Annotated in this window: 10 protein-coding genes; all 10 read right to left on the minus strand. The window is 28.7% G+C overall.

Annotated elements, in window-relative coordinates; translation table 11 throughout:
* Positions 1–70 precede the first annotated feature (70 nt).
* The 10 genes from KGF48_RS11970 to KGF48_RS12015 all read right to left on the minus strand — a co-directional run bounded on the left by KGF48_RS11970 (position 71) and on the right by KGF48_RS12015 (position 13,927).
* On the minus strand, positions 71–427 hold the full coding sequence (locus tag KGF48_RS11970; protein ID WP_227839452.1) for a transposase: 357 nt from the start codon (positions 425–427) through the stop codon (positions 71–73).
* Between the two features lie 1,173 nt (positions 428–1,600).
* Positions 1,601–1,798 carry a transposase gene (locus KGF48_RS11975; RefSeq protein ID WP_227839453.1) on the minus strand — a complete coding sequence of 66 codons (198 nt, stop codon included), beginning with the start codon at positions 1,796–1,798 and terminating at the stop codon, positions 1,601–1,603.
* Between the two features lie 340 nt (positions 1,799–2,138).
* Complete coding sequence (locus KGF48_RS11980; protein WP_227829154.1) at positions 2,139–3,494, minus strand: PFL family protein; 1,356 nt, start codon at positions 3,492–3,494, stop codon at positions 2,139–2,141.
* 25 nt (positions 3,495–3,519) lie between these two features.
* Positions 3,520–3,789: an ACT domain-containing protein gene (locus KGF48_RS11985; RefSeq protein ID WP_227432440.1), complete on the minus strand. Its 270-nt coding sequence runs from the start codon at positions 3,787–3,789 to the stop codon at positions 3,520–3,522.
* A 293-nt stretch (positions 3,790–4,082) separates the two neighbouring features.
* Positions 4,083–6,062 (minus strand): hypothetical protein, encoded by a 1,980-nt coding sequence (locus tag KGF48_RS11990; RefSeq protein WP_227868077.1) that lies wholly within the window; start codon positions 6,060–6,062, stop codon positions 4,083–4,085.
* A gap of 66 nt (positions 6,063–6,128) precedes the next feature.
* Positions 6,129–8,060: a hypothetical protein gene (locus KGF48_RS11995; RefSeq protein WP_227839455.1), complete on the minus strand. Its 1,932-nt coding sequence runs from the start codon at positions 8,058–8,060 to the stop codon at positions 6,129–6,131.
* Positions 8,061–8,214: 154 nt separating this feature from the next.
* On the minus strand, positions 8,215–9,690 hold the full coding sequence (spoIVA, locus tag KGF48_RS12000; RefSeq protein ID WP_227829157.1) for a stage IV sporulation protein A: 1,476 nt from the start codon (positions 9,688–9,690) through the stop codon (positions 8,215–8,217).
* Positions 9,691–9,860: 170 nt separating this feature from the next.
* On the minus strand, positions 9,861–11,156 hold the full coding sequence (locus KGF48_RS12005) for an MFS transporter (RefSeq protein WP_227839456.1): 1,296 nt from the start codon (positions 11,154–11,156) through the stop codon (positions 9,861–9,863).
* Positions 11,157–11,318: 162 nt separating this feature from the next.
* On the minus strand, positions 11,319–12,773 hold the full coding sequence (locus tag KGF48_RS12010; protein WP_255626172.1) for an amino acid permease: 1,455 nt from the start codon (positions 12,771–12,773) through the stop codon (positions 11,319–11,321).
* A gap of 14 nt (positions 12,774–12,787) precedes the next feature.
* Positions 12,788–13,927: a M24 family metallopeptidase gene (locus KGF48_RS12015; RefSeq protein WP_227839458.1), complete on the minus strand. Its 1,140-nt coding sequence runs from the start codon at positions 13,925–13,927 to the stop codon at positions 12,788–12,790.
* Positions 13,928–13,967 lie beyond the last annotated feature (40 nt).

The raw sequence follows: 13,967 nt of genomic DNA on the forward strand, positions 1-13,967 counted from the left end.
TTACATAGCTATTTCAAATAAGTATTTTCCAAATTTTCTTTTCTGTATTCGATTATGCAATTTATCAATATCATATGCTAACGCCAATAGATAATATTAAGTTCTTACATTTATAGTCTTGTTTTGTAACACTGAAAGTTCTTTCTACTTGAATAGAGTGATTCATTCTAAGCAAAATTCCTACTTTATTTTTAATATTATCTTGACTACGCTTCCTAAGTTTAGTTAAAACTTTAGAACATTCAATCTTTTTATTATTCTTACCTTTAAAGCATTTTCCACGTAAAAAGCAATTATTATAGCTTTCACATTTATACACTTGTACTTCATATGTATCCATTTTTATTTGTTTTCTTTTTAGATATGTAACTTTAATAAATCTCTTATTAGCACAAGTATATACATCTGATTCAGAATCATATTTCATATTTATTTTCTATATTTTTCAAAATAGATGGAAAATAGAGTAGTTTCAAACTGCTCTACTTTTTTATCTAAAATAAAAAGTGTATATATAATTTATTATATAAGTTATTTTATTTATTCAATAAATGGAAAATTTTTTCAATATAAGATATGTTATAATAAATATTCAGTGTATGATATTTAAGAAAATAATGATTTTATATTAGGGTTTTATATTAACTAAGTGATATGTAAATAAATTATTAGCATATGCTTGTTGTAAAGCCTATCCAAGTTTTATATTAACTAAGTGGTATGTAAATTCACCAGGTAAGATAAATTCATTAAATTTACCTGGAAGGTTTTATGTTAACTAAGTAGTATGTAAATGAAGGTCTTTCTATTGTTTTATTTAAAGAGTATTCTTTTTATATTAACTAAGTAGTATGTGAGTAGTTTCTTCCCTCCATTACTTTTTCTTCTTTGTACTCTAGTCTTATAGTGAATACGTACAAAACAAAATAGTTTCAAATTTCTCTGTTTCTTTATCTAAAACTAAATAAAAAATGTATATATAAATTTAAATAATTTTAGTTCTTTATATTTAGTTTATTTAATAAATCTAGATTTTTGCTAGATAAAATACGATATAATGAATATATAATATGCAGTGTGCAATATTTTGAAAACAAACGCTGTAAGAATTGGAAATACTGTTTTACAAGGTGTTTTTTTAAATATCAAAAACACTACTTATAATTCAGTGCTTTGTGTGATTGAAAGTATTGAAAATACTAGATTTGAATTAGTGTTTTATATTAACTAAGTGGAAAACAGGAGTTATCTCAAAATTGATTTTTTTCTAATCAAATTTTAAGTTTAACTCCTTTTTTGATTAGTATCTTAAATTTTAATACTGAGTAAATTTGAGAACAAGAAATAAAGCATATGTATAAAAAATTAACTACATAGCTATTTCAAATAAGTGTTTTCTGAATCTATATTTTTGTATTCGATTATGCAATTTATAAATATCAAAGGCTAACGCCAATAGATAATATTAATTTCTTACATTTATAGTCTTGTTTTGTAACACCGAAAGTTTCTTCTATTTGAATAGAGTAATACATTCTAAGCAAAATTCCTACTTTATTTTTAATATTATCTTGACTACGCTTCCTAAGTTTAGTTAAATTCAAGAATATTCAATCTTTTTATTATTCTTACCTTTAAAGCATTTGCTACATAAAAAGCAATCATTGCAGCTTTCACATTTATACACCTGTACTTCAGATGTATATCCACTTTTATTCGTTCTCTTTTTCAGATATATAGGTCTAAGAAGTCTCTTATTAGCACAAGTATATACATCTGATTCAGAATCATATTTCATATTCTCTTTTCTTCCTACTATAGGATTTAAAGCTATGCTTTTTAATTTGTTTGTAATTTGCAGGTTTAATATATGAATTAAGGTTTTGATCTTCTAAATACTTATAGTTTTCTTAACTTTCATATCCAGCATCACATACAATATTTTTAAATTGCTTTTCTCTCTTTTTTTACAAAAAAAGAGATGATTCAAATTTTTATTTTGACACATCCCCTTTATTATTGCTTTAATTCAAATAATTAATTTTAAATTTATGTTCTTAGTTATAATTTTTTAATCTAGACTTTGTTCTAAATAGAAAACTATTTTTTCTTAAATTATACTAGATATGTAAATGTACTTAGTTTTTAAATGAATGTATAGGAGCTGGAATTCTTCCTCCTCTTTGAGTAAATAGTTCAGATGAATTTTTATTTATAGGCATTACTGGTGCTCGTCCTAAAAGACCTCCAAACTCGACCATGTCACCTACATCGCATCCTGGTGCTGGTATAATTCTAACTGCTGTAGTCTTATTATTAATCATACCTATTGCTGCTTCATCAGCTATCATAGCTCCAAGTGTACCTGCTGTAGTGTCTCCTGGCACAGCTATCATATCAAGACCTACAGAACAAATTGCAGTCATAGCTTCAAGTTTATCTATACTTAAAGCACCCTTAATAACAGCATCAATCATACCTGCATCTTCAGATACTGGTATAAATGCTCCACTAAGTCCTCCAACATGTGAACATGCCATAACTCCACCTTTTTTAACAGCATCATTTAAAAGGGCTAATGCTGCTGTAGTACCATGAGTACCAACAACTTCAAGACCCATTTCCTCTAATATATTTGCTACAGAATCGCCAATTGCAGGTGTAGGAGCTAATGATAAGTCTATTATTCCAAATGGGACATCTAGTCTATTAGAAGCTTCTTTTGCTACAAGTTGTCCAACTCTTGTAATTTTAAATGCTGTCTTTTTAACAGTTTCTGCGACAACATCAAATGGCTCTCCTTTTACCTTTTCTAAAGCTCTCTTAACAACTCCAGGACCACTTACACCAACATTGATAATTCTATCTGCTTCACCAACACCATGGAATGCTCCTGCCATAAATGGATTATCTTCTACTGCATTACAAAATACTACTAGTTTTGCACAACCAAAACCTTTTGCATCTTTTGTCATTTCTGCAGTTTCTTTTATAATTTCTCCCATTTCTTTTACTGCATCCATATTTATACCACATCTTGTAGAACCTACATTTACTGAAGCACATACCTTATTAGTACTTGCTAAAGCTTTTGGGATTGATTTAATTAATATCTTATCACCTTTTGTATATCCTTTTTGAACCAATGCTGAAAATCCACCAATAAAGTCTATCCCTAAATCCTCTGCTGCTCTATCTAATGTCTGTGCAAATTTCACATAATCTTCTTCATCTGTTGCACCTGCAATAATAGAGATTGGAGTTACTGATACTCTTTTATTTACAATTGGAATACCAAATTCACGTTCTATATCCTTACCAACTTTTACTAAGTTTTTAGCAGAATTCATAATTTTATTATATATTTTTTCTCTCGCTTTATCTCCATCAGGGTCTATACAATCTAGTAATGAAATCCCCATAGTTATAGTTCTTATATCTAACTGTTCTTCATCTATCATCTTGATTGTTTCAAGTATATTTCCTACATTCACTGTTATCACCTCCCCTTACTGTTTGCTACAGATTATGCATTGAATTAAATATTTCTTCTCTTTGAATTTTTACATCTACTGATAATTTCTTTCCTCTTTCAATTAAATCTTCAACTGTTTGCTCAAAAGAATTTAATGCTTTTTCTAAATCAACTACCATAATCATTGTAAAATATTCTTGAAGTATTTTTTGTGAAATATCTACTATGTTAATATTTTGTTTGTATAGCTCATCACTAATACCTGCTACTATACCTGGTTTATCCTTCCCAATTACTGTTAAAATTGCTCTCATAAATAATATCCTCCCTTAATTTTTTTATAAATCTTACATTTTTACAAATTGAACTAGTTGTTAACATATATTTCATTTATTTGTTGGTAAATCACTTTTTATGTATATATTTAATATATTTTAATACCTATACATTCATTTGTCAATTTTTTTTCAATATTCTATTATTTTTATACTATTTAACGAAACTGTATATTATATATCATTTTATTGATAGTAATATATAGTTTTCATAATACTGAAAGGTATTATTTATCAACTTTATAATTCACTAAATAATACCTTTTTAAAAATTATTTTTTTATTTGTATGAATTCTATTACATTTTTTCTTACACTTGGATTTACAGCTAATATAGAACCAATCATAGTTGGAGTTAATATACAGAGTAAAAAGAAAATCTCTCTGTTTAAATTATATTTTTTAGGTATAGACTTAAGATTTTCATTGTAATTTGCTATTTCGTCATAATTATTTACTCCTAACTTTCCATTATCTATTTCTTGATTTTTGTTTACAAAAACATTCCTATAGGAGAAATATTGATTATTATTGCTAAATACTGATTTTTGCTTTAAATTATAATTGCTATCATCTTCTGGCATTAAATTTTTACTATTAAATTTATTTTTATCCTCATAATCATTTTCTTTATCACTATTTATATTGGCATCTTCTTTATTATTTTGATGATTTTTATCATCAACACCACCAGCACTTGGTCCTATGTTATCTTCTGGAGCATTTGGTTTTCCTCCATTAGAATCATTATTTTCATTACTAGCACTGTCATTATTTTCTTTATTTTCGCCATTATTATTTTCTTTATTTTCATTGTTATTACCCTCATTTTTACTGCTACTGTCATCTCTATCTGGGTCATCTCTACCACCACCTCCACGGTCACCTCCATCGATAATAACGTCTCGGTCATCTTCTGGTGTCATCTGGTCACTACCTCCACCTATCACAAATCCTGGTTTTAAAAATATATTTGAATATCCGTCTCTCAATCCACCCTCTACATTTACTCTGAAGCATCTCAACTTAAAATCTTCAAAATTAAGTGTAGCTTGGTTGCTAATATAATCTAATTCTTTGCTTACCCAATTTATACCATCATCAGAATATTCTACAAATACCTTCTTGGCATTATATGGCATACTATAATCGAAAAGAGCTGAATAACCCTTTCTTGAGTTTATAAAAAATACTTCTAAATCATTTATAGGTCCTTTATTTGTAATATGAACATATAAAATAGGAGCAACATTATCATTTAGCACTATATTCTTTTCATTTAGATGTTCTTCTTTAAATTTTCCTTTTATTATGAATTCTGTATCTTTATTTAAATCAGTATAGTAATTTGATAAATCCCAATCTACATCTAACGTTACAAACTTTCCACTAGAAGTTTTTAAAGTTACAGTTTGAGGGAATTTTAAACCTTCTATTTTATCTTCTTTTGTTATCATTATTTCCTCTTCAAAGACTCCAATACCTCTACGATTACACCTTATAATATTATAATCATCATCTCGAGGTATACCTGGCATTATCATATTTTGGTCTCCTATAATATAGACATTCTTAGTCTCTGATACAATTGATTTTCCTTTTTTAGAGTTACTTCCTACTCCTATACTTTGTTGTTTATTATCATCATTAACAATTACTGAAGTATCCTCTATTTCGACTTCTCCCTTAGAATAAATTCCTATAGCATTTTCTCCATCAACTTCAATTGTTTTACAGTCTACTCTAACATCATTTTCCGAATAAATTCCTATAGCGTTTTCTCCACTTGCTTTTATGTTTCCAACCTCACCATAATATGTATCTATAAATAAATCAGCTTCTTTTTCTGCATATAAAGCAGTCCCATTTAAAGCAGTTATATTGTCTATTCCTATCCTTAGCTTTCCTCCTCGTTCTACATGAATTACACCTTCAGTTTCACCTTCTCCAACTATATTTAGTTCATTCCCATTGATAAAAAAATTCCCTTTATCTTTTATGAGTATCTTATACTTATTAGTATCTATCGTAATCTTAGTTCCATATGGAATATTAAGTTCAAAATAATCATCTATTACCATATCACAAGGAAGAGTGTAAACTATTTTTTCACTGTTATCTTCATTTTTCAAAATCCAACTTTTAAAATCATTCAGACAATTACTTTCTTGGGAAAAACTCTTATTTGGGAAAAGCACAAAAATCACAATTAACAAATGTATAAGAATAAAAGCTTTGTTTGTTTTGCTCATATTTTTCTCCTACTAATTCTCTTATCAAATAAAATTAACTTATTTTAAACAATTTTACTTATTTTACTATTTAAATTTTATAAATTTATTTATATACTTTATGATACCAGGATTTACTGCTGTTATTGAACATAGCATTGTTGAAACTACAATTCCAATTCCAATGATAATTCCACTATTAAAATTTTGAGTTTTATTCTGTGATTGAGAAGGAGAGTCTAATTTATCATTAAACTTACCTACTTCAGAAGTATCTTGTCGATTTAAGGTATTCTTGTCATTAAATGTACTTTTGGAAGATTCATCATTTTCATTGTGATTTTCTGTTAATATTTCCTTTAAACTATTTTCAATTTTATTTTTCATGATTAAATCATTACTCTTAAAATTTTTGTCTTGATTATTAATGTTTTTGTCTGTTTCATTCTCTGTATTAATATTTTTTTCATCTGAGTTATCATTATTTTCATCTTTCTGAGGTTTATTATCTTTTTCTTCATCATTAGATTCTGTAACTTTATTGGAATCTTCAGGTATTTGCTCATCAGTAGCTTCACTCTCATTATTGTCATTTGTATCTCCAATAATCTCAGAATCTTCTCTATCTGGGTCATCTCTACCACCACCGCCACGGTCACCATCAATATCATCATTTTCCCGTTCATCATCTGGTGTCTCTTGGTTGTCGCCACCTCCCACTATAAATCCTGGTTTAAAAACTATATTTGAATACCCTTCTTTTAATCCTCCTTCCACTCTTACTCTAAAACAACGCAGCTTAAAATCTTCAAAGAAAAGTATAGCTTGCTCTCTAATATCCTCCTGTTCTTCAGATATCCAATTGATTCCGTCGCTTGAATATTCAACAAAAACTTTACTTGCACTATATGGCATGTCATAATACAAAGCAGCTACATATCCATTTCTTGTATTTTGAAATTCCAATTCCAAATTGTCTATTGGCTTTTTCTCTACAACAGATATATTCAAAATAGGAACAACATCATCATTTATTATAATTTTTTCTTTATTTAATGTTTCTGTTTTAAACTTTCCTGTTATACTAAAATTTTCTTCTTTTTTTAGCTTTTCATAATAATCAGTAAAATCCCATTCTACATCTATATCAATTTGATTACTGCTAGATGTTTCTAATACCATATCTTTGGAAAATTTTATATTTTCTATTTTATCATCTTTACTTACTTTTATTTCTTCACTAAATACACCAATTCCCCTATGGCAACATTTTACAATATTATAGCCAGAATCTTCAGATATGGCTGGTATAAGCTCATTATAACTACCAATTATATAAATTTTCTTGCTTTCTGATACAATTGATTGTACCAACTCATTATTATCTCTTAATAATCCATTTTCTTTGTTACTACTATAAACTTTTATTGAAGATTCTTCTATCTCAACATCACCTTTAGAATAAACACCTATAGCACTCTCTCCATTCACTTCTATATCCTTATTTGGTATTCTGATATCATTTTCAGTATAAATTCCTATTGCATTTTTTCCATTTGCCTTTATTTTTTCAACATATTCATAGGATGATGCAAGATATAAATCTCCTCCTTCTTCGACGTATAAAGCTGTCCCATCAGTAGCAATTATGTTATTTATACCGATACTTATACTTCCACCATTTTCTACATGTATTACTCCTTCTTTTCCTCCTTCACCTATTATATTTAGTTCATTATCATCAATAATAAATTTTCCATGATTTTTTATCAGTATTTTATATTTGTTAGTATCTATTGTAAAATTACTGTCATAAGGAATATAAAATCTAAACTCTTCATCTATTACCATATCACAAGAAAGAGTATAAACTATTTCTTCTTTATTATTTTTATTTTCTTGAACCCACCTTTTAAAATCTTCAAGACAAGTTTCCTCTTGTCCAAAGACCTTATTTGGAAAAATTACAAAACAGAGTATTATTATGCTTACAAAAATAAATATTTCAGATTTTTTCATCTTTTACTCCTAATATTTTTAATATAATAATGTTAAAAAATGTATCTCATATAATATAATTTTTCCATAATTAGAACTTATTGTCAATTTTTATAAATAAAAAGCTACTTACTAAAGTAAACAAGTGTTTAACTTTAATAAATAGCTTATATTCTTATAATAAAATAGTTATAATATTAGAGCTTCCTTCATTTACAATTTTTTGTAGAGTCTTTTGCATCTTAACCCTTATCTCTTCTGGCATAGTATATAATTTACTTTGAAGCTGCTCTTTTACTAAATCATGAAGTGACTTACCAAACATATTTGACTCCCACAAATCTGCTGGTTGTTCTTCAAATACCTCCATGAGATATTTTATCATCTCTTCACCTTGATTTTGATTTCCAACTATAGGAGAAACTTCTGTAGATATATCTGCTTTTATAATGTGAAGTGATGGTGCATTAGCTTTTAACTTAATACCATACTGTTTTCCTTGTTTCATTATTTCTGGCTCTTCCAAGCTAAGTTCCTCTAAAGAAGGTGCTACTACTCCATATCCTTTTATCTTAGCATCCATTAAAGCACTTTCTATCTTATCATACTCATTTTTAACTTTAGATAATCTAGTTATCAGGCTAAGCAATTGATAATCTCCTTCAATTTTAAATCCACTTTTTTCTTCAAGGACATTATAGAATAAATCTTGCTTTGTTTGTAAGTCAATATTTATGACACCTTCTCCTAACTCCACATGGTCAACACCTGTATCATCTAAAAACTCTAACTCAGAGAAACCTTGCATAATTCCTTCTATATCTCTTATTTTACCTATGTCTATAATGCTCTGTTTTAATGTTGTTATTATACTGCTTTTTATCCAGTGATTTCTCTCAAGACCTTCCACCCATTTAGGTAAGTTTATTCTTATTTCTGTAAGTGGGAAATCATATAGTACAGTTTCCATAACTTCTTCTATATCCTCATCTTCCATTTCAACTATATTCATTGGAAGAACTGGAACTTCATATTTTTCCTCTAATTCATTTCTAAGCAGACTTGTTTCTTCACTTCTAGGACTTAACGTATTTAAAACCACAGCAAATGGTTTTTTAAGATTTTTTAATTCTTGTATAACTCTCTCTTCTGGCTCTACATAGCTTTTTCTGTCAATACCAGTAACTGAACCATCTGTTAAGACAACTATTCCTATTGTAGAATGGTCTTTTATAACTTTTTTAGTCCCTATCTCTGCTGCTTTCTCAAATGTCATAGCTTCTTGTGACCAAGGAGTGGATACTAATCTTTGCTTTCCACCTTCCTCATGACCTAAAGCTCCTTCAACTATGTATCCAACACAATCTACCATTCTCACTTTTAAAGATACTGTGTCTTTTATTTTAATTTCTACACCATCTGCTGGTACAAATTTTGGTTCTACTGTCATTATAGTTTTGCCTGAACCACTTTGAGGTATCTCATCTCTTGTTCTATCTTTTTTGAACTCATTGTCTATATTTGGGATAACCAACTTTTCCATAAACTTTCTTATAAAAGTTGATTTTCCTGTTCTTACAGGTCCCACTACTCCAATATATATATCCCCCTGAGTCCTTTTGGATATATCTTCGTATATATTATTATTCATATTATTCCTCCTATACATCTAATCTTATTAAATTATATTTAGATTTCGAGGTTAATATTCTTAAAATAGAAAAATAAAGACCAGCAATATTAATTTAGTTTACATATAGAAATTTGCAAATTTCAATGTAAATTAAATTATAATGCTAGCCCAAATAGTAGTGTATTATATTAACTAACTTTAGTAGTATTTTCATTTGACTTACTATTCATTTCAATAAGCTCTTTACGTCTTTCTTTAGTCATATTCATCCATATAAATGTAAACACCAATCCAATTATGGCTACTATAGTAAGAACTATGAAGTAGTACTTATATCCAGTTACACCTGGAAATGCATCTAATATCTTTCCTGCTGCTAGAGGACAAAGTACTTCTGGAAGATATCCTAATGTAGCAACTATACCTATAGCAGTTCCTGATATCGATAGTGAATAATTGCCTTCTTCAAGTAACGAATAGTGTAAACCTTGAATGGCATACATAGATACATATATTGCAACACATCCAATCAATAGTACATAAATCATAGAAGATTTTGTTGGTGTAAATATTACACCTAAAAGTCCTGCAATCATAAGTATAAATCCATAAGATATAATCTTTGATGAACCAACTTTATCTCCAAGTAATCCAGAGGCTGCTGATGCTACTGGTCTACAATACTGAGCTAATATTGATATTGCAGATGCAAATACTACAGTTGCTCCAAATGCTTCAGTTGAATATGGCGTAAAATAGTAAAATGACATATTAGCTGAATATGAACAAAACATTATTATTGTTATTATCCATGTATGAGGCATTTTTATTACTGTAAAGAAAGCTTCTTTATCAAATTTGGCTGATACCTCTTTTTCATTATCTTTTAACTTAAAAAATACTAATAATCCAACTATTACATTTATAGCTGAATACAACACTATAATAGCTGTAAGACCAGATTTATCACTTACTTTTGATGAAATGTATCCAAATAATATTAAGACTAGAGATAAATGAATTGCATTGGTAATTCCACGACCACTTTCCATAAATCCAAAAGCCTTTCCTTGTTCATTTTCAGAGGCTAACATCCTAACAGCTTTTACAAGCGCTGGCCAAAAAGTAAGTATTGTTGTTATTCCCCATAAAGCATGGATTAAAAATACAATAGTATATGGAGGATAAAGTGTTAATACAAGACCCAATACTCCTGTAATAATTAAAGAACCTGAAAGTAGCTTTCTGGCTGAAATACGATCTGCTAAGAAACCACCAAAAAGGTATGATACCATTGCAAGTAAACCATAAATACTTCCTAAACTACCCATTTGTGTATTTGTAAGATTAAATGCTTGTGCAAAAGTATCATAATAATAATTTTTTAAATATGGTAAAGCATATATAAAGGCTCCTGCTACAAAGAGTATTATTAAGACTTTGAAATTTTTCCAAATGCTTGGTTTATTTACTTCAACTGACATATTTCCTCCTTATGTAAATACTCATAAATTTTTACGATAGCTAATTATTGATTTTTCAACATCCCAACATATTATAGATTTATTAATATATTATGTTAATTTATCCATAATTTTTAGTGAACTAAAGACAAATGCTTTTAGCTCACTAAAATAATTATATTTTTATTTATAGGAATCCCCAGAATTATTAGATACCTTCCTTTCATAGTTCTTCCATATCATTAAACCTGTTAATATAACAAAAAGACCTCCACCTATCATCTCAATCTCATAAACTATATTATCTTTTAAAGTCTCCATAACTGGTGCTGTTGAAAAAAGTATCCCCACTACAGTCACTACAAGTACCATTCTAGCTATATTGATACAAACTGAATCACTTTTTGCAATTGAGTATGGTCTTTCTTCGTTTGGTCTTGTCTTTCTAAGTCTTATATAAGACGTAAAAAGTAATACATATGGAAACAATGCCGTTAATGCTGTCATAGTAACAAGAACATTATATATATTATCTACTGATGGCAGTAAATTTGTTCCTATAAGAAGTAGACTCACTATTATAGCTTGAATTACTACAGCATTTGATGGTATATTGTGTTTATTTGTAACAGTTAATTGCTTAGGAAATACACCTTCTTTTACATTTCCAAAAAGCATCTTTACTGGACCTGCTATATAAAGTATTAGTGCTCCAAGTACCGATAAAGTTATCCCAAATGCTACTACTCTTATAAACCAACTTCCTATTCCTAAATCTTGTGCAACTTTAGCTAGTGCATCTAGTATTCCTGTTGATGCTGCAATTTCATCTGGAGGAAGTATCATTGTTATTGCTACTGAACCTAGGATATAGATTCCTCCTATTAAAACAGCTACTGTCAATATAGCTTTAGGAAAGTTTTTCTTAGCATTATCCATTTCAGTTATAAAATTAGCAGTTGTTTCAGCTCCTGATAGTGCAAATATTATAGCAGATATAGAAACTAGTGAATTAGCATCTATCTTTGGTATTATATTTTGGATTGTATATACAGATGCTGATGGAGCTTTTTTGAGAATAACTACAGACATAAATGCCATCACTATAAGTAATATAGCCGGAATTGTAGAACCTAATGCTCCTGTATTTGTAAAGAATTTTCCAAATGCCATTCCACGAGTACTTACTAGGGATAACATCCAGAATATTATAAGTGAAAGCACTAAAATAAACATCTTATTGTTTGATAGAGCAGGATTTCCAAGCATATAAGCAATATTTATAGCTAAAAATGTCAAGAAGGAAGAATACCAAAATATCTTTGATGTCCAATTTAACCATGACACCATAAATCCCCACTTCTCTCCATAAGCCTGTTTAACCCATTCTCCAAGTCCACCATCTTTTGGATATGTTGCAGCCAACTCTGCACATATAAGTGATGCTGGAACAAAGAATATAAAAGCAAACAACAACCAAACTGGTATCGAACCAAGACCCAACCCAAAACTAGAGGCAGTAGATTTAGCTATCCATCTAATCCCAAATAGTGCTGATATATTCATAAATACTAAATCCCAAAATCCAATCTTCTTTTTCACTGTAATTCCTCCAATTTTAAATTTACTTAAATTCATACATATGTACTAATTTAAATATCAAGTATAAGCTCTTCAACACTTCTTGGATAATTAGTTATAATTGTAGCACTATTTTTACCTACTATTGCTGTATCTGAGTGTCTAAATCCTCCAACTCCAGGTATATATATTCCTGGTTCCATAGAAAATACCATTCCTTCTTCTAGTATTAATTCATTGTCAAATCTTAAATATGGCTCTTCATGTTCTGATAAACCTAAACCATGACCAATTCTGTGATTTGAATATAACTCTAGACCATGCTTTGCAACAACAGCTCTTGCTGCTTCATCCACCATTCTTGCTGGTATTCCAGCTTTTATTGTATCTAATCCAGCTTGTTGAGCTTCTACTGCAATCTTAAATACTTCCTTTTGTCTTTCTGTTGGCTTACCTATAATAAAAGTTCTTTCATTTTCTGCTCTATAGTTTTCATACCAAACCTGTCTACTATGTATTACTATATCTCCTCTTTGAAGTATTCTAGTATTTGAGTCTAAATGTGGTTGTGCTGTTCTATCGATGCCTGAACAAGTCCAGTTTGCAAATCCTATATATGTATCAGGATAATTTTCAGATACATATTTTAGTAAAGCATTATCCCCTGCAACGTCAAATTCCAATTCACTCATCCCAACTCTAACATTTTCCAAAGAACCTTTTATTCCTATATCAGATAAGTAACCAGCTATCTTTAAAAATTCTATCTCTCTTGCGTCTTTTACATATCTCATTTCAAATATTTTACTTCCAACATCTTTAATAGCAAATGATTTCTCAGTTATATATTCTGAAAAGCTTGCAGATACTATATCTTTTTCTATCCCAACAGTTATCCCTTTAGGATATCTATTTAAAATTATATCTAAGTAATGTTTATGTGATATTCCATGTTCTTTCATTTCTGGTATTTCATAATATACATATACATTATCAACTTTTGCAACTTCTTTAGCATGTAGCTCCTCTAATCCAGGCACTATTAATTCTATTTTATCTTGAGTTACTACTGTTACAATTGGTCTAGAATAAGTTATTGCTTTAAATCCACTAATATAAAATTGGTTGTCTGGTTCAAATATTAGGGAAATTTCAATATTTTTTTCATTCATATACTTTCTTAATCTTTCTAGTCTCATGTTATTTGACATAGTACACCTCTTTCTCAATATTCAAATAATTTATTCAATA

The organism is Clostridioides sp. ZZV15-6388 (genome assembly GCF_020657755.1).
In the GTDB taxonomy this organism is placed as follows: Bacteria; Bacillota; Clostridia; order Peptostreptococcales; family Peptostreptococcaceae; genus Clostridioides.

Coding starts and splice junctions, on each gene's coding strand:
- KGF48_RS11970 (WP_227839452.1), bottom strand. CDS start 427: ATGAAATATGATTCTGAATCAGATGTATATACTTGTGCTAATAAGAGA.
- KGF48_RS11975 (WP_227839453.1), bottom strand. CDS start 1,798: ATGAAATATGATTCTGAATCAGATGTATATACTTGTGCTAATAAGAGA.
- KGF48_RS11985 (WP_227432440.1), bottom strand. CDS start 3,789: ATGAGAGCAATTTTAACAGTAATTGGGAAGGATAAACCAGGTATAGTA.
- KGF48_RS11990 (WP_227868077.1), bottom strand. CDS start 6,062: ATGAGCAAAACAAACAAAGCTTTTATTCTTATACATTTGTTAATTGTG.
- KGF48_RS11995 (WP_227839455.1), bottom strand. CDS start 8,060: ATGAAAAAATCTGAAATATTTATTTTTGTAAGCATAATAATACTCTGT.
- spoIVA (WP_227829157.1), bottom strand. CDS start 9,690: ATGAATAATAATATATACGAAGATATATCCAAAAGGACTCAGGGGGAT.
- KGF48_RS12005 (WP_227839456.1), bottom strand. CDS start 11,156: ATGTCAGTTGAAGTAAATAAACCAAGCATTTGGAAAAATTTCAAAGTC.
- KGF48_RS12010 (WP_255626172.1), bottom strand. CDS start 12,773: ATGAATTTAAGTAAATTTAAAATTGGAGGAATTACAGTGAAAAAGAAG.
- KGF48_RS12015 (WP_227839458.1), bottom strand. CDS start 13,927: ATGTCAAATAACATGAGACTAGAAAGATTAAGAAAGTATATGAATGAA.